The sequence below is a fragment of the Novosphingobium sp. KA1 genome (genome assembly GCF_017309955.1).
Lineage (GTDB): Bacteria > Pseudomonadota > Alphaproteobacteria > Sphingomonadales > Sphingomonadaceae > Novosphingobium.
In genome coordinates, this window is record NZ_CP021247.1 from 418,291 (window position 1) to 434,395 (window position 16,105).

General features: G+C 66.9%; 16 protein-coding genes and 1 tRNA gene. 10 read left to right on the plus strand and 7 right to left on the minus strand.

All coding sequences use genetic code 11. The annotated features are described in order from the left end of the window. Positions 1-31: 31 nt before the first annotated feature. From CA833_RS02070 to CA833_RS02080, 3 genes are all read right to left on the minus strand, one after another. Entirely contained in the window at positions 32-565 is a 534-nt protein-coding gene (locus CA833_RS02070; protein WP_207079064.1) for a GNAT family N-acetyltransferase, read from the minus strand. A 1-nt stretch (position 566) separates the two neighbouring features. Further along, positions 567-1,745, minus strand: coding sequence for an aromatic amino acid transaminase (locus tag CA833_RS02075; RefSeq protein WP_207079065.1), 1,179 nt, complete (start codon positions 1,743-1,745; stop codon positions 567-569). 318 nt (positions 1,746-2,063) lie between these two features. Then, a complete protein-coding gene (locus CA833_RS02080) occupies positions 2,064-2,864 on the minus strand; it encodes a DUF1134 domain-containing protein (RefSeq protein ID WP_207079066.1) in 801 nt (266 codons plus the stop codon). Positions 2,865-3,176: 312 nt separating this feature from the next. Here CA833_RS02080 and CA833_RS02085 point away from each other — a divergent pair. The 6 genes from CA833_RS02085 (at position 3,177) to CA833_RS02110 (ending at position 7,120) form a co-directional block, all read left to right on the plus strand. After that, positions 3,177-3,268: transfer RNA gene (locus CA833_RS02085), tRNA-Ser, on the plus strand. Positions 3,269-3,476: 208 nt separating this feature from the next. Beyond that, the gene (locus CA833_RS02090; RefSeq protein WP_142632532.1) at positions 3,477-3,743 is read left to right on the plus strand and encodes a hypothetical protein; all 267 of its coding nucleotides are present in this window, start codon (positions 3,477-3,479) and stop codon (positions 3,741-3,743) included. Then, on the plus strand, positions 3,743-4,363 hold the full coding sequence (locus tag CA833_RS02095; RefSeq protein ID WP_207079067.1) for a hypothetical protein: 621 nt from the start codon (positions 3,743-3,745) through the stop codon (positions 4,361-4,363). The genes CA833_RS02090 and CA833_RS02095 overlap by 1 nt, the downstream gene beginning before the upstream one ends. A 137-nt stretch (positions 4,364-4,500) precedes the next feature. After that, positions 4,501-5,238: a response regulator transcription factor gene (locus tag CA833_RS02100; protein WP_207079068.1), complete on the plus strand. Its 738-nt coding sequence runs from the start codon at positions 4,501-4,503 to the stop codon at positions 5,236-5,238. Beyond that, the gene (locus tag CA833_RS02105) at positions 5,238-6,563 is read left to right on the plus strand and encodes an ATP-binding protein (protein WP_207079069.1); all 1,326 of its coding nucleotides are present in this window, start codon (positions 5,238-5,240) and stop codon (positions 6,561-6,563) included. Before CA833_RS02100 ends, CA833_RS02105 begins: the two co-directional genes overlap by 1 nt. Before the next feature lie 125 nt (positions 6,564-6,688). Further along, positions 6,689-7,120, plus strand: coding sequence for a hypothetical protein (locus CA833_RS02110; RefSeq protein WP_207079070.1), 432 nt, complete (start codon positions 6,689-6,691; stop codon positions 7,118-7,120). Between the two features lie 60 nt (positions 7,121-7,180). Here CA833_RS02110 and CA833_RS02115 read toward each other — a convergent pair whose 3' ends face one another. Then, positions 7,181-7,660, minus strand: a complete 480-nt coding sequence (locus tag CA833_RS02115) for a hypothetical protein (protein WP_207079071.1) — start codon at positions 7,658-7,660, stop codon at positions 7,181-7,183. 272 nt (positions 7,661-7,932) lie between these two features. Here CA833_RS02115 and CA833_RS02120 point away from each other — a divergent pair, with 272 nt between their 5' ends. From CA833_RS02120 to CA833_RS02135, 4 genes are all read left to right on the plus strand, one after another. Beyond that, a complete protein-coding gene (locus CA833_RS02120; RefSeq protein WP_142632527.1) occupies positions 7,933-8,622 on the plus strand; it encodes a carbonic anhydrase in 690 nt (229 codons plus the stop codon). Continuing rightward, positions 8,619-10,148: a SulP family inorganic anion transporter gene (locus CA833_RS02125; protein WP_207079073.1), complete on the plus strand. Its 1,530-nt coding sequence runs from the start codon at positions 8,619-8,621 to the stop codon at positions 10,146-10,148. Before CA833_RS02120 ends, CA833_RS02125 begins: the two co-directional genes overlap by 4 nt. A gap of 296 nt (positions 10,149-10,444) precedes the next feature. Then, positions 10,445-11,287, plus strand: coding sequence for a TorF family putative porin (locus CA833_RS02130; protein ID WP_142632525.1), 843 nt, complete (start codon positions 10,445-10,447; stop codon positions 11,285-11,287). 404 nt (positions 11,288-11,691) lie between these two features. After that, positions 11,692-12,531, plus strand: coding sequence for a metallophosphoesterase family protein (locus tag CA833_RS02135; RefSeq protein ID WP_207079074.1), 840 nt, complete (start codon positions 11,692-11,694; stop codon positions 12,529-12,531). A 3-nt stretch (positions 12,532-12,534) separates the two neighbouring features. Here the strand turns inward: CA833_RS02135 and CA833_RS02140 are convergent, their stop codons facing one another. The 3 genes from CA833_RS02140 to CA833_RS02150 form a co-directional block, all read right to left on the minus strand. Then, a complete protein-coding gene (locus CA833_RS02140) occupies positions 12,535-12,849 on the minus strand; it encodes a hypothetical protein (RefSeq protein WP_207079075.1) in 315 nt (104 codons plus the stop codon). Between the two features lie 77 nt (positions 12,850-12,926). Beyond that, positions 12,927-14,888 carry a glycosyltransferase gene (locus CA833_RS02145; protein WP_207079076.1) on the minus strand — a complete coding sequence of 654 codons (1,962 nt, stop codon included), beginning with the start codon at positions 14,886-14,888 and terminating at the stop codon, positions 12,927-12,929. Beyond that, positions 14,881-16,098, minus strand: a complete 1,218-nt coding sequence (locus CA833_RS02150) for a glycosyltransferase (protein ID WP_207079077.1) — start codon at positions 16,096-16,098, stop codon at positions 14,881-14,883. The genes CA833_RS02145 and CA833_RS02150 overlap by 8 nt, the downstream gene beginning before the upstream one ends. Positions 16,099-16,105 lie beyond the last annotated feature (7 nt).

Sequence of the window (16,105 nt, forward strand, 5' to 3'; positions counted from 1 at the left end):
CGGAATACTCGACTTCTTCGTTTCCGCGTGACTAAGCCGCCAGAGGCCCCGCCGCAAAGCTCTCGCGCGTAATCTCGAACAGCACATGCGGCACGATCACGCCGCACATCTCGCGCTCGAAGGTGCGATCGGTCAAATGCCCGCCGATATGCCCCATCGCCTTGCGCGAGATCACGTTCTGCGCGCCGACCTTGAAGATCACCCGCTCAAAATGCGCCAGCGCGTGGGCCAGCATCAGGCGCTTCATCTCCGCGTTGAAACCGCCGCCCCAGTAGGCACGAGCAAGGAAAGTCCAGCCGATCTCGATCTCGTCGCCCTCGGGCGGGCCATAGCGGCTGGAGCCGATCACCGCCCCGCTCTGCTGGTCGATAATGGCAAAAGCGCCGCCGCCCTCCAGAGCGTCGGCAAAGAACTGGCGGAACACCGGTTCCTGCCAGCGGTCGTGGGCGGGGTGAACCGCCCAGATCTCGCGGTCGGAGGCTACCGCGTAGAGTGCGTCCCAATCGTCTGAACGAAGGGGACGCAGGACCAGCCGGTCCCCTTCGAGGACCGGCTGACGATCCATCTCAGGCCGTCACGTCGGCGACAGCGGCGATGAACTTGTCGATGTTGCCCATCGTCAGGCCCGCCACGTTGATGCGGCCAGACCCTGCCATGTAGACGCCGTGCTTGGTGCGCATGGCAAGGACCTGGTCCTTGTTCAGCGGCACGATCGAGAACAGGCCGTTCTGGCCGCCCATCGGCGTCAGGTCGGCCGAACCGGCGGTGCCGGCGGCGGCCAGCTTGGCGCGCACTTCACGCATGCGCTCGCGCATCTCGTCGAGCTCGGCGAGCCAGTCGGCGGTCAGCGTCTCGTCTTCGAGGACGAGGCGGACAGCGGCGCCGCCGTGGTCTGGCGGCTGCGACCAGTTGGCGCGGGCGAGGTTGTGGCCGTTCGACATCACGCGGGCGAGGTCGGCCGGATCGCCAACCATCGCGTAGAGCGCGCCGACGCGGTCACGGTAGAGGCCGAAGTTCTTGTCGCACGAATAGCAGATCAGCGCTTCCGGCACGGCGGCGAGCACGCGGCGCAGGCCATAGGCGTCTTCTTCCATGCCCTTGCCCAGGCCCTGATAGGCGAGGTCGAGGATCGGCAGGATCTTCGCAGCGGCGATCAGGCCGGCGATCTCGTCCCACTGCGCGTTGCTGTAATCGATGCCCGTGGGGTTGTGGCAGCAGCCGTGCAGCAGGATGGCATCGCCTTCGCGGGCATCGGCGATGGCGGCGCGCAGCGCGTCCATGTCGGTGGTGCCCGAAGCGAGCGCGTGATTGAATTCAACGACTTCAAGGCCGAGGTCGGCGCAGATCTGGGCGTGGTTGGGCCAGCTGGGAACGCCGACGATGATGCGGTTGTAGCCGGCGCGCTTCACCATGGCGAGCGCGAGGCGCAGCGAGCCGGTGCCGCCGGGGGTCTGCATGCCCTCGATGCGGCCGCCCATCGACGGGTCGGCCTTACCGAACACATAAGGCATCAGCGCTTCGACAAAGCCCATGTCGCCCTCGGGACCGAGGTAGGCTTTCGAATCCTGCTCGGCGACGAGTTTGGCCTCGGCGGCCTTGATCGAGCGGAACACCGGAGTGTCGCCCTCACCGGTGCGGTAGACGCCGACACCAAGGTCGATCTTGTCCGCGCGCGGATCGTCGTTGTGGAGCTTGATCAGCGCAAGAAGCGCGTCGGCGGGCTGTTGCTGAAGGTTCGTAAGCATGGCGGGCGGGCCTTACTCCGCACCGTCCGCCCGCGCAACCGGGATTGACAGGGAATTACCGCAAGCAGCCCGCGCAGTGGTGCAACGGCCACAAAACCGATGGCGCGAAGCAACTTTCTTGGCCGAAATACGCCTGCGGCACCGGCCCACGCTCCCCTCCCGACCTCCCATGACGGTGTATCCTGGATGGGAGGTCGGGTCGGCGCCACGTCGTTTTCCAATCAGGTGGATTCACCTGATGACTCGGAAAACGCGTAAAACCAAAACCATAGAGCAGTTGATCCGATGCAATCGGATCGGAAACTGCTCTAGCCCGGATTAAAACGGCAGCCAATTCTGCTTGTGCGAGAACTTCATGTAGCCGATGTTCGCGCCGAGACGCAGGCCCGCGCCCGCACGGACCGGGATCAGCACCACGTTGCCGCGGCGCAGATAGCTGACGGTGAAGCCGCCGATCAGATAGGCCTGCCCCTCGCCCGCGCCGAATCGGTGGTAGAGATCCTCGCTGTCGTAGAGGTTGTAGACCAGCACGAAGGCATTGCCCGCATTGGCGCCCGCGTCGAAACCGATCGAGGGGCCGGTCCAGTAGACCGGCTGCTCGCCCTCGATCTTGTGATAGAGCGTGCCAGAACCGTAACGCAGCCCCACTGCCAGCGCGCCGCCGGCCTCGCGGCCGACGATGTAGCCGTTGGGCTCGCCCTGCTTGGCCAGCAGATCCTTGATCAGGTCCGCAAGGCCCTTGGCGCCCTTGCCGAACACGCCTTCGGCAGCCCCGATCAGGTCATCCTCGTGATAGGTGCTGGAACTGTCCGCCGCCACCGGGGCGCCATTGGGGCCGACAGGCGCGGGCGTCGTCGGGATCGGTTGAACCGGCGCCGGCCCCTGATCGACCGGCATACCGTTGCCCTGGCTGTCCACCGGGGCCTGCTCGGGCACCTGCGGCGTATGGGAATACGTGGTCGGCGGCGTGCCGATGTCGGAATCGATCGCCGCGTCGGGATCGACCGTCGTCACTTGCGCCATGGCGGAGCCCAGCGGCGCGGCAAGCCCTGCCACCATCATGGCGATCCCCATGCCGATACGCAGGCGGCGTCCTTTAGCTGGCGTTTCGACTGTCATTTCCCTCGCTCCCCTGAGTAATCCGATTGATGCGATCCCGCGCCCGAATTCGGGCTCCGCACGCGCCGGGGGGCGGCGCATTGCGGCAGGACGCTAGCAGAGTGCACCCCGCCTGACCCTGCAATGAACGGTCGGCAGGGCGAGTCCGTTTCGCGACGGATCGAATCGGGCCTGAGCGCCGCCGAAACAATCCGTAGACCAAAACAGTCCACAGGCATTTTCCGGAGCGGATCGGCAAATGCGCAAATCCAGCGACATGCCCCTTGCCCGACCCCGAAGCCCTCGTTATAGGGCGCCTCCTAGCCGCAGCACGGAGACGTGGGTGAGTGGCTGAAACCAGCGGTTTGCTAAACCGTCGTACTCTTAAGGGGGTACCGAGGGTTCGAATCCCTCCGTCTCCGCCATGCGGCTTTCGGTTTCAGCCTTTTCCCTTCATACAGACAAGCAAGAGCAAACCCCTCGCGGGGAACGCAAAAGCCATGTCTGCGCACGTGTGTTGCTGAACCGTTTCCAATAGTTTCGTGCTGGCAATACTTCGTTACAGAGCCGTACGAAGCAGGACACGGAGCGTCCTCACATTCAGGTCCATTGCCAGTCTATGGAGACCTGAAAGTGACCAAGTTCCCCGTTCTCGCCGCTATCGCCTCGCTTTCGCTCGCCCTGCCCGGCGCCGCGATCGCCAACGAGACCATCGCCCACCTCAAGGGCCATCCCGCCGTTTCCGCCCCCAAGGCCAAGCGTACCGCCGCCGCGCGCGTGGCCTGCCACCCCGAACCGTCGAAGGGCCGCGACTGCCGCCACCGCGCGCTGCAGGCCGACGCCAAGGCAGCCGCGCAGAGCGATGGCACCCAGCTCGCCGCCAACGAGGGCGCGCGCTGATGCCGCTACGCGCGGGCATGGCCGGCGTGATCGGCATTCTCGGCCTTCCCGCGCTCCTGCTCGCGGGTGAAGCGGCGGCGCGCGAGCTCGCGCCCGCCGCAAGCCCGGCCGCGGTCATCGACGACCCGGCCCTGCCGCATGTCCTTGCCACCACCCACAAGGCAGGCAAGCGCGGCCATGGCCGGGCGGCGGCGGGCAGCGTCGAGATCGGCCCCGCCCATCTGCGCGCCCATGTCGACCGCGAAAGCGGCGCGGTGCGCTGGCAGCTCTGGCAGGAAGTGACCCATGCCGGGCTGGCCCGCGACATGACCGGCCTTGCCCTCGGCATCGACGGCGACGCCGCCCGAACGAGCGCGGCACTGCCGCTCGCCCAGGTCGAGCGCCAGGCGGAGCGCTGCCCCACGCAGGACGCGCTGGTCACCGCCTGCACTACCCGTGTCCATTATGCCTTCGACGTGCCGGCCGGCACCGTCGCGCGCATGGCCGCCAGCCCCTCGCCGACCAGGCTTGCCTTGCACGACACGATCGGCCGCACGTTCCAAGCCTCGATGCATCCGGACGAAGCCGCCGGAATTTCCGACGCGGTTGCCGCACTGCAGCCGCCGCAAGGAACCGACTAAAGGGATGGGAAACGCAAATCGCTCCGTTTCCCACTACCCTGGATTTGCCAATCGCCGCCCTCCCCCCTACATCAGCTGACGACGAGATCATGATCCAGAGTGTCGCCCCCGTTTATCGCCACCTCGACGAAGCACCCATGTCCACGCCCACAATCCTGCTCGTCGAGGACGACGGCCCCCTCCGCACCCTGACCGCGCGCGCCTTGCGCCAGAGCGGGTTCAACGTGCTCACCGCCGCCACCGGCGCGGAAATGTGGGTGACGCTGCGCGAGGGGCCGGTCAGCCTGGTCGTGCTCGACGTGATGCTGCCGGGCACCAGCGGCTTCGACCTGTTCCGCCGCCTGCGCCGCGAAAGCGATGTGCCGGTGATCTTCATCAGCGCCCGCGGCAGCGAGGAAGACCGCGTACTCGGCCTTGAACTGGGCGCGGACGACTATCTCGCCAAGCCCTTCAGCACCCGCGAACTGGCCGCGCGTGTCAGCGCCGTGCTGCGCCGGGGCGGCAACAGCGCCGGGCCGGACACCGCCGCGGCCGACGGCGTGGCCGATGGCCGCATGCCCGACGCGATCCTGTTCGACGGCTGGACGCTGTCGATGGCGCGCCGCGAGCTGCGCTCGCCGACCGGCGCGATGGTGGACCTCACCGGTGCCGAGTTCGACCTGCTGGCCACTTTCCTCGCCTACCCCCAGCGCGTGCTGGGCCGCGAGCGGCTGATCGAGCTTTCGCGCGCACGCCTGGGTGACAGTTCCGACCGCAGCGTCGACGTGCTGGTCAGCCGCCTGCGCCGCAAGCTTCAGGGCGAAGGTGCCGAGCCGCCGATCGTCACCGTGCGCGGCGTCGGCTACATGTTCAAGGCCGAGGTCACGCGCGCCTGATGCAGACACGCCGGTTCCGCCTGTTCCGGCGTTTTGGCCTCATCGAGCGGCTGATCGCCGTCCTGCTGCTGGTCATCCTCATCGATTTCATTGCCAATACGGTGCTGTTCGAGCGGGCCAGCTCGTTCGAACTGCGCCGCGACGATGCCGAGCGCATTGCCGAGAACCTGGTGCTGGCCAGCCGCGCGATCGAGCGTGCGTCGCTGGCCGACCGCCCCGGCGTGACCGGGGCCCTTTCCACCAAACGCTTCGTGCTCGAATGGTCGCCCCCCTCGCAGCGCCATCGCGGCTCGATCGGACTGGCCAACTTGCGCGCGCAAGTGGTCGAGATCCAGCCGGAACTCGCCCATGCCGACCTCGAACTCCATCTCGAAACCATTCCCGGGCGCGGCAATATCGGCGGCTCGTTGCGCCTGCCGGACAATTCGCTGCTGTCCTTCCGCACCCACGCCCGTGCCGCCTGGAGCCTGACCGCCGGGCGCCTCGCCAGCCTGCTGGTGCCGGCGCTGCTGCTGGTCTCGCTGGCCTGGCTGCTGCTGCGCGCCGCGCTCGACCCGCTGCGCTCGCTGGTGCGCGCCACCCGCAATCTCGGCGCCGGGCCACCCAAGCCGCTGCCCGAACACGGGCCTGAGGAAATGCGCGAGCTGATCCGCGCGATGAACGAGATGCAGGAGCGCATCCACCAGTCGCTTCAGGACCGCACCCACACGATGCTGGCGATCGGCCACGACCTCAAGACCCCGCTCGCCCGCATGCGGCTGCGCCTCGACGACGGCGAGGTCGATCCCGAAGTGCGCGAGGGGCTCGACCACGACATCGAGGAAATGCGGATGCTGCTCGATTCGATCCAGGCCTATGTCGATACCGGCGGCGCCAATATCCCGGCCGAACGCATCGACCTTGCGGTGATGGCCGAAACGCTGGTCGACACGGCGGCGGATCGCGGCGCGAATGCGACCTATTCGGGACTGTCGAGCCTCGAGATCATGGCCCGCCCGGTCTCGATCCGACGGGCGCTGTCGAACCTGATCGAGAATGCCCTGCACTATGGCGGCAATGTGCGCGTCTCGCTGCGGCGCGACGGCGGCGCCGCGGAAATCACGATCGACGACGACGGCCCCGGCATTCCCGAAGACCGCATCACCGACGCCCTCCAGCCTTTCGTCCGCCTCGACAGTTCGCGCGCGCGGGATACTGCCGGCATGGGCCTCGGCCTGCCAATCGTTCGCAAGGCAGTACGGCTGGAAGGTGGCACCCTCGACTTGCGCAACCGCGCCGAGGGCGGGCTGCGCGCTACGATCAGGCTTCCGCTGGAGCCGGCCTGAAACTACCGACGCGATACTATTGGCTAGCGCTGTCGACCGCCAAGAGGATCATGGTACAATCCTCATGCTGGTCAACGCGATAACATGCGGCAACGATTGCATCAGCGCAGTTCGGGGGAGGCCTGATGCAGGTTCGTTTTGTTGTATCGGCGATGACGGCTTTACTGCTCCTCCTGTCACTCGATCAGGTCAATGCAAATCCGTCCGCTCCAACCACCGGCGCCGACATATGTCGGCCTCCAGCCTCGAACTGGAGCCCGCAGGGCAGCGAATCCGGCGAACTCCAGTGGTACAATGCCCTTGAGGCTGCGCCGGATCGCCTGCTGTGGAACGACACCCCGATCAGCGACAAGGAATTGGCAAAGCGGTTGTCACAGGCTTCCCGCCATCCGTTGGTTCTCATAATCGCACCCTCACTGCCATGCGACCAAGTGATGGCGCTGCGCAGCGCGATCAGCCGGAAAATGAAGTGCGGCCGGGAGCGGATCTGCGTCGAGTATTCGGCCAACGCGTGGCAAGCGACCAGACCACCAACGCAACCCGCCACGAAGAAATAGGCTGCACGGCCAAGGGCTGCGCCGGTTACCGGGACAAACCAAATCTCAGGCAAGACGGGCTCAATCTTGCACGGGCGCGATGGAGCCTGATGTAAAGGATCGCCGCCAGCCGTCGCCTGCGACAATACGCCCGTTCTCGAAAGTGAACTTGACCGGAAAGACATGGGCCTGCCGGCTATCGAAAAATTCGACGGTCAGTTCCTGTCTCGCGCAAGGGTCCTGCACGGGCGTCGGAATATAGTCCCAGTTCAGGAAGCGAAACGTATCGGCACGCATTTCCAGCGCCATCCGCCGGATCGCCGGAACGCCCTCGCCAAGCGGAACCCTCACATCGCCCCCTCCCAGGGAAAACGCCGCCTGCTCCCCCAGTAGGCGCTGCAACCTCGCGTTCGTTGCAGCGCTTTGCCTGCCGCCCGCGAGATTCATGGCCTCAACCGCTCTTTGTCCGAGCACATGCCAAAGATCGCCGATGTACGTTATCGATGGCAGATCACATACCGGTCGCGCCGCTGCCGCCGCAAACGACGGCAGCGAAACCATGCAAGCCCAAAAGGCCAACGGGAAGGACAGTCTTCTCATCCGCTTACCATGACCAGCGCCCGTCGTTTCGGCAATCCGCTCCTGTCCGGCCAACGCGGACTACCTGCTCTCCCCATGCGGCAGAAACACGCCTGCTGCGGCGCAGCAACATTTCCTGACAAACGCGCACGATGGCCGAAAACGAGCGTCCATACCTTTCCTTCAAGCCCCGCGCCGCTCTCCCATCCCCCTTCGGGCGAGCGCGGGGCACCCTGTTTGGAAAGGTGACGAGAGTGAACGAACTGATTGGACGCGTCTTCCACTTCGAGAAGACCATCTTCCCCGCCAGCAGCGAACTGTTCGGCAAGCTGACGTCCGAAGGCCAGGAGCCCAAGGCGCTGATGATCTCCTGCGCCGATTCGCGCATCGTGCCCGAGCAGATCATGCAGGCCCAGCCCGGCGACCTCTTCGTCTGCCGCAACGCCGGCAACATCGTGCCCCCCTATTCGACCCAGAACGGCGGCGTGACCTCGACCGTGGAATATGCCGTCGCCGCTCTCGGCGTGCGCGACATCATCGTCTGCGGCCACTCGGACTGCGGCGCGATGAAGGCGCTCAGCAACCCGGTCGGCCTCGAAGCCATGCCGAACGTCGCCGCATGGCTCAAGCACGGCGCCGCTGCCGAGCACATCGTCAGCACCTGCCACAGCGACCTCGACGGCAAGGAGCGCGTGCGCGCCATCAGCCTCGAGAACATCATCGCCCAGATCGCCCACTTGCGCACCCACCCCTCGGTCGCCGCCGCCATCGCCCGCGGTGAAATGACCCTGCACGGCTGGTTCGTGGACATCCACGCAGGCCAGGTGCTCGGCCTCGACGGCGACACCGGCCAGTTCGTGCCGCTGCGCGAAGACAGCGCCCTGCCGGTGGCCCTCGCCGCCCGCACCCGCTTCGCCACCGAATATGCCGAGGCCGCAGAGTGAACTCGGTATCCACCGAAAGAAGTGGGCTTTTTGCCCACTTCGGCCGGGACTTCACCGCGTCGATCGTGGTGTTCCTGGTCGCGATGCCGCTCTGCATGGGCATCGCCATCGCCTCCGGCGTGCCGCCTGAAAAGGGCCTCGTCACCGGCATCATCGGCGGTCTGGTCGTCGGCCTTCTGGCCGGCTCCCCGCTTCAGGTCAGCGGCCCCGCCGCTGGCCTTGCCGTCATTGTCTTCGAGTTCGTGCGCGAGCATGGCCTTGAAGCGCTCGGCCCCGTGCTGCTGCTGGCGGGCGTGCTGCAGATCGTTGCCGGCGTGCTGCGCCTCGGCGGCCTGTTCCGCGCGATCAGCCCGGCGGTGGTCCACGGCATGCTCGCCGGTATCGGCGCACTGATCGTGATCGGCCAGTTCCACATCCTCTTCGACCAGAAGCCGATGTCGAGCGGGCTCGAAAACATGGCGATGATGCCCGCACGCATCCTCGGCCTCGATCCCACCAACATCGCCTCCACCGAACTGGCGCTGATGCTCGGCCTGCTGACCATCGGCGTGATGATCGGCTGGGAAAAGCTGCGCCCGAAGAACCTCGGCCTCGTGCCCGGTGCGCTGCTCGGCGTGATGGCGGCAACGCTCGTCGCCTGGGGCCTGGGCCTCGACGTGGCGCGCATCGCCGTGCCCGAATCGATCGGCGCCGCCTTCGCGCTGCCGACCTCCACCGCCTGGTTCGCCCCGCTCGCGCAGCCCGCGCTGCTTGTCGCCGCGCTTGCCATCGCCTTCATCGCCAGCGCCGAGACGCTGCTCTCGGCCGCCGCGGTCGACCGCATGCATGACGGCGTGCGCACGCACTACGACAAGGAACTGCGCGCACAGGGCATCGGCAACCTGCTCTGCGGCATTTTCGGCGCCCTGCCGATGACCGGCGTGATCGTGCGCAGCTCGGCCAACGTCCAGGCCGGTGCCAAGACCCGTCTCTCGACGATCCTGCACGGCGTCTGGATCCTCGGCTTCATCGCCCTGCTGCCCTGGCTGCTGCGCGAAGTGCCGATGGCGGCGCTGGGCGGCGTGCTGGTCGTGACCGGCTGGAAGCTCGTGAACCTCAGCCACGTGCGTCACCTGTTCCACGCCTACGGCGCGTTCCCCGCCGTGATCTGGGCGGCGACTTTCGTGCTGGTGGTAACGACCGACCTGCTCACCGGCGTGCTGGCGGGCCTCGCCCTGACGCTGGTGGAACTGCTGCCCCATGCCAGGAACCTGCGCCTCAAGGTGCAGGAGCACGACAACGACGAGCACACCCGCCTCGAACTGGGCGGCGGCGCCACGTTCCTGGGCCTCACCCGCCTCAACGCGGTGCTGGAGAAGCAGCCCCACCACAAGCCGGTCCACCTCGACCTGCACAAGGTGAAGGTGATGGATCACACCACCGCGGAAACCATCCGCGAATGGCTCGGTCGCCGCCGCCAGAGCGGGCAGACCGATACCGTGACCGGCCCGGAAGCCATCCTGCGCCCGTTGCCGATCGCAGCCTGATGGCCTGACCATCTGACCAGACAGAGCGGCGAACACCCTCACGTTCGCCTTTCCCCTGCCGGGCGGCCCTTCCCATTCGGGCCGCCCGGCTTTTCTTTATGGAACGCACCCGCATGCGGCGCCTGATCGCCCCTGCGGACGCTGGAAACATTTTGTCACAGGCTGGCAAGCAAGCGGACAAGCCCGATCCGTAAGCAGGAGGTTCCGGCAGAAATGGGCCCGCCACGCACGCAGGGCACGACTGCCGGACGCAGGAAGGAACGCGCAACAAATCGAAACATGAGGGCGTTCCGATTATGAATTTCCGTCTTGCCACCGGCCTCCTGGGCCTTGCTACCGCCATGCTTGCAACGCCTGCGATGGCGCAGGAAGAAGCACCGGGACCGATCACCGTCTCGGGCAGCGTGGGGCTGACCACCGACTACCGTTTCCGCGGCGTCTCGCAGACCGACAAGGAAATGGCCGTGCAAGGCGGCGTGACCGTCACCCATGAAAGCGGCTTCTACGTCGCCACCTGGGCCTCCAACCTTTCCGGCTGGGGCACCTTCGGCGGCTCGAACATGGAACTCGACCTTGTCGGCGGCTACTCGACCGAGATCAGCAGCGGCCTCAAGCTCGACGTCGGCCTGACCTGGTACATGTATCCGGGCGGCGCCAGCGACACCGACTTCGCCGAACCCTACGTCAAGCTTTCGGGCGACCTCGGCCCGGCCAGCGTGCTGGTCGGCGTGGCCTATGCGCCCAAGCAGCAGGCGCTCGGCAAAGTCTACGCCAGCGGCGCGGACTATCTCGACGGTATCGGCAACCCCGGCGCCAAGACCGACAACTTCTACATGTGGAGCGACGCCAGCGCCGGCATCCCCAACACTCCCGTCACCGTGAAGGGCCACATCGGCTACTCGAACGGCAACTCGGGCCTTGGGCCCAACGGCACCAGCGTCGCGCCGACCGGCGAATATGTCGACTGGCTGCTCGGCGCCGACCTGGCGCTCGGCCCGGTGACGCTGGGCGTCGCTTATGTCGACACCGACATCTCGAAGTCGGAATCGGCCTACCTGCAGCCGAACTTCTCCTCGACCAAGAACGGCAAGACGATCGCCGGTTCGACCGTGCTGTTCTCGCTCACCGCCGGTTTCTGATCGATCCCGCAGCGACACCGCCCCGACGGGCGGTGTCGTTCACAGGCAAGCGGAAGGCCCCCGCGCCCTCCTGCCCCCTGCCGGCGCTTCCTTCAGCAACCGATGGCATTTGCCCGGTGAGCGCCTAGGTCGTAAACTCATAAACGGCACCATCGAGGTTTGAGGCAAAATGGCTCAGCGTCAGGAGGGAAGGCGCTGGAATATGTCGATATTTCAAGACTTCCCGACGCAGCGCTGGGCCATTTTGGTCAAACCCCGAAGGGGCGCCCAAATGGCTTCCATCTCGAACCGAAGCTGCCTTGGACGGGCAACCAGCCCGCCCGGCGGCAACTTCGGCCCGAGCTGTTCGCCATTTGGGCGCCTCGATGGCGGCGTTTATGAGTTTACGACCTAATATAATCGGCATGCGCCGTTTCTTCCGGCCTTCGCGTCCCGCCGAGGACCACCACCCGGACGCGCCGGGGCAGAGCGCCGCGCCGCCCGCATCCCTGCCTCCACCATCGCCATCGGCCGATCCCTTCCGCGACCGGCGCATTCCTCCCGGAAAACGCATCTACGCGATTGGCGACATCCACGGCTGTGCCGACCCGTTCGAGCGCCTGATCGACATGATCGCCCGCGATGCGCGCGGCCTTTCCTGCCGCGAGACCGCAATCGTGCTGCTGGGAGACTTAGTCGACCGCGGCCCCGACAGCGCCCGCGTGCTCGATCTCGTGAAGCTCCTGCAGGACAGCGCGCTGGAAGTCCACGCGATCATGGGCAACCACGAGGAAGTCCTGCTCGAACTGCTCGACCACCCGACCGAGGAGGTTGCGCGGTTCTTTGCCCGCATCGGCGGGCGCGAGACATTGGCCAGCTACGGTGTGGCGCTTCCCGGCTCCGGGGACGAAACCCACGCCATCATCGAGGGGGTCGGCGCCATTCCCGCAGAACACCGCGCACTGCTGCGCGGGCTATGCGCCTGTGCCGAGTTCGGCGACATGTTTTTCACCCATGCCGGCATCGACCCGGCGTTGGCGCTTGGCGATCAGGACGCCGCCACCATGCGCTGGATTCGCGAACCCTTCATCGGCTCGCAGCAGCGCTTCGAGAAGCTGGTCGTGCACGGGCACACGATCACGCCGGCAATCGACCTGGCACCGGGACGGGTCGGCATCGACACCGGCGCCTTCCGGACCGGCGTGCTCACCGCGCTGGTGCTCGAGGACGACCGCCACTGGAGCCTCCAGACCGGCATTGCGTGACGGTCAGCGATCTCCCCTCCCTGCCCGCCGCGCCCGCCGCAGGACACTGCGCAGCGCCAGCACCGGATAGGCCCCGAAGGCACAGCCGATGCAGCCGTAGAGTATGAAAAAGCCAAAGTCGGCAAGCAGGTTCGCGGCGCCCAATTCGCCGATGCCCCGCCAGTCGATCAGGAGCACAAGATCGGCAATGACCGCGAGGACCACGGCGATGGCGACCAGTTTGCGCGGCAATGTGCCCCGCACCGCGACAAAAACCAGCGCGCTGCCAAATCCCACGCAGAGCGACAGGAAGGCGGCCAGGATATAGGTGAAGTCCATCGAGATCTCCTTCCCACCGCCCTACCGCCGCCGACGCCGCAGATCCACCCGCCTGCACGAAACAGGCCAAGGCGCGATCAGGCATATTCCTCCAGGATCGCCGGTTTCACCCGGAAATGAAGCGCGCCGGCATGGAGGAAGGCCCGCGCCGTCCAGCGCCGGGAGGCGTCGGTGCCGGGTATCGTCAGCAGTGCCATCGCCGCCGAGAGGACCAGCTTGGCCCCGGCAGTGGCGACCAGCTTGCGATAGCGGACGGGCTCGAACTCCCGGCACAGCAGCCCATGGACCTGGCCCGAGCGATATTTGCGCCGCCGCACCCAGGCCATCGTCGCCCGCTGGGCCGGGACCGTCTCGTAGACGACGGAGGCCGGTCGGTAGACGATGGAACCCCCGGCCTCGGCCATCTGCCGGAAAAACAGGGTATCCTCGCCCCCGGTGCGGCCCAGTCCCTCACGAAACCGCAAGTTCGTCCCGCGCACGAAATCCACGTCGATCAAGGCGTTGGATGTATAGGCATTGTCCGGTCGGCCGGTGATACGGTTGGAATGGAAATCGCAGCGCGCCGCCCAGCCCGGCAGTTCGGCGGGATAGACCGCCCGGCTCTGTCCGATCACCGCGTGATGCCCCTCATGCCCGGCCAGCAACATCGCCAGCCAGGCGGGATCGGCCACCTCGTCATCGTCGATGAAGGCCGCCCAGCGCGTCGTCACGGCATCGAGGGCGGCATTGCGGGCGATCGAGATGTTGCGCGCCGGGGCATGGACATAGGCGAGCGGCAAGCCGTACCCTGCGGCGAACCGCCCGACAGCAGCGCGCAGATCGTCCCCATCGTCGTTGTCGACCACCACGACATTCACCGCGCGCCCGTCCAGAGCGGACAGTCCCAGGAAGGACGTCAGCGTCTCGAACAGCGAGTCCCGGCGGAACGTGCAGACGCAGATCGTTACCGCTTCCAGCCCGCAGGCCGTTGCTTGCCCATCGGGATCGACGACCAGCGGCACCGGCGGGGCAGGCAAGCGATCCGGCCTTGACCGCAGCCGCAGCCATTCCGCCACAAAGCCGAACCCCCAGCCCGCGTGCATCGCCAGTGCCGCGCCGCCGGCCCCCATCGCGCAAGGCACCCGCGACCGCAGCCCCAGTCCCGCGCCTGCGGCAAGCGTCGCCCCGATCCAGACCATCGCCGGCAATGCCAGCGCCAGTGCCCAAGGATGCAGCGCCGCCAGCAAAAGCCCGAACGGTGCCAGCAGGATCGCCGGCACGACCCCCAGCGGCAGGATCTGGCGCAGCTTCATCCGGTCCGGATGCCGTGCCAGATTGCGCGCCCGCCCCCGCCCGTAATTGCGATACTGGCGCAGCAAGGGCCGCAGCGAAGCGCGCGGATAATACGTGATCGCCGCCGAGGGCTCCAGCCAGATGCGCGCGCCCCGATCGCGCAGGCGGCGGTCGAGTTCGGCATCCTCGTTGTGCGAAAAGGCCTCGTCGTAACCGCCCGCGGCGAGGAAGCGCATGAGATCGAACAGGGCATGGTGACCGTGGTCGACCCAGCGCCCTTCGCCAAGGTGGCGATGGGGCGATCCCCCGGTACCCAGCACCGAGTTCTGCGCCGCCGCCGCTGCGACCTGGAAACATCCGTTCCCGCGCGACACCATCGGTACGCTGACCGCATCCGCCCCTTTCGCCGCCGCCGCCGTCTTGAGACGGTCGACATAGCCCGCCGGATAGTCGCAATGCGCATCGACCCGCACCAGCCAGCGCCGCCCGGCGCCAAAGCGCCGCGCCGCCAGATTGACTCCGGCGCTCTGTATCCGCTGCGGATTGTCGAGCAGATGCAGATTGGCGTGGCGGCGTGCGCGTTCCGCCACGATGGCCCGGCTGGCATCGGCGCTGCCGCCATCGGCCACCACGACCAGCGCCCCGCGCGCATCGCGCAGCAAGGCGTCGAGCAGGCCGGGCAGATGCTCCTGCTCGTTCAGGCATGGAACCACGACCAGCACATCGGCATGCGCATCATCGAACGGAAAGGAACGCGGCTCAGTCATGGGCCGCCCCCATCACTTGCGCGACGATGGCCTTGCGCTCCCGCTCCGTCTGGAACAGTGCCTCCATCGGCAGCGCCGCCACCGCACGGCGCCATGCCTCAAACCGCGCCCCCGCAGCCTCCAGCAGACGCTGCGGCAATTCCGCCTCCGGCGCATCGACCAGCAGGCCGACGCCGTGACGCTCCAGCCAGCGCCCCGTCTCGACCCGGCGCAAGGCGATCGGCACGGCCCCGTGCGCCAGCCCCTCGTAGAGCCGGTTGGGCAGCAACCATTCGGAATTGAGCCCCTCTTCGAAATAGTCGATCGCCCAGATGTAATCGACCTCGGCATAGAGATCGGGAAGCTGCGCGGGCGTGTAGGGCCCGAGGTAGCGCAAGCCGGGACAGGCCCTCACCTGCTCGGCAAAGTCGGGGAATTCGGCCGGGCTGGGGATCCCGGCAATCAGCACCTCCACCCGGGCGCCACTGACCGCCGCCGGCCCCGGGACATCGGCCCTGGCGATGCGTGCCAGTTCGGCCAGAGTCCGGCGGCAGCGCAGCATGCCGAACCAACCGATGACAACACGGGGGGAAGCCTGCGCGTGCGCCCCGGCATGTGTCTCGGCACTGCCTCGGGGCTCGGCCTCGGCGCGGGTCTCTCCGCCTCGCCGTGCCGCGCGCTGGGTGATCGGCACCTTGTTTTCGACCAGCAGGACCGCCTTGTCATGCCCCTGCCGAGCCGAGAAATACTCGTGCGCAAAAGCCGGGGAACTCACCAGGACCAGGTCGGCACGGCGCAGCAGCTTGCGCTCGATCCACCGCATCAGCCGGGATTTGCATCCGGAACCGAGCATTAATCGGTGAATGTCCAGACACTCGTAAACCAGCCGCTGCCCGCGACGGCGCACCCGCCATGCCAGCACCAGCATTTCCAGGTTGCGCGCCACAAGAACCCGCGCGCCGTCGCAGGTTCGCTGAACGAGCCGGGGCGCGAGCAGGTTGCCGAGAACCCGGAGCGCCCGCTGCATGAGCCGGGCGTCGGCGGTTTTTCCAAAGTCGACGATCTCGTCCGGACTGCCGCCGGGCGGCGCCGCGTCCCCCCGCCGGAAGCCACCGAGCCTGACCGCGAGGCCTTCCTCCCGGAACATCGCCACGCGTCGCCGGACGGCGGCATCGTTCACGTCGTGTCCGAGATAGGCGACCGTAGCCGGCGAATATTGCTCCAATCTCATGCGAATA

Coding starts and splice junctions, on each gene's coding strand:
- CA833_RS02070 (WP_207079064.1), bottom strand. CDS start 565: ATGGATCGTCAGCCGGTCCTCGAAGGGGACCGGCTGGTCCTGCGTCCC.
- CA833_RS02075 (WP_207079065.1), bottom strand. CDS start 1,745: ATGCTTACGAACCTTCAGCAACAGCCCGCCGACGCGCTTCTTGCGCTG.
- CA833_RS02080 (WP_207079066.1), bottom strand. CDS start 2,864: ATGACAGTCGAAACGCCAGCTAAAGGACGCCGCCTGCGTATCGGCATG.
- CA833_RS02095 (WP_207079067.1), top strand. CDS start 3,743: ATGCCGCTACGCGCGGGCATGGCCGGCGTGATCGGCATTCTCGGCCTT.
- CA833_RS02100 (WP_207079068.1), top strand. CDS start 4,501: ATGTCCACGCCCACAATCCTGCTCGTCGAGGACGACGGCCCCCTCCGC.
- CA833_RS02105 (WP_207079069.1), top strand. CDS start 5,238: ATGCAGACACGCCGGTTCCGCCTGTTCCGGCGTTTTGGCCTCATCGAG.
- CA833_RS02110 (WP_207079070.1), top strand. CDS start 6,689: ATGCAGGTTCGTTTTGTTGTATCGGCGATGACGGCTTTACTGCTCCTC.
- CA833_RS02115 (WP_207079071.1), bottom strand. CDS start 7,660: ATGGTTTCGCTGCCGTCGTTTGCGGCGGCAGCGGCGCGACCGGTATGT.
- CA833_RS02130 (WP_142632525.1), top strand. CDS start 10,445: ATGAATTTCCGTCTTGCCACCGGCCTCCTGGGCCTTGCTACCGCCATG.
- CA833_RS02135 (WP_207079074.1), top strand. CDS start 11,692: ATGCGCCGTTTCTTCCGGCCTTCGCGTCCCGCCGAGGACCACCACCCG.
- CA833_RS02140 (WP_207079075.1), bottom strand. CDS start 12,849: ATGGACTTCACCTATATCCTGGCCGCCTTCCTGTCGCTCTGCGTGGGA.
- CA833_RS02145 (WP_207079076.1), bottom strand. CDS start 14,888: ATGACTGAGCCGCGTTCCTTTCCGTTCGATGATGCGCATGCCGATGTG.
- CA833_RS02150 (WP_207079077.1), bottom strand. CDS start 16,098: ATGAGATTGGAGCAATATTCGCCGGCTACGGTCGCCTATCTCGGACAC.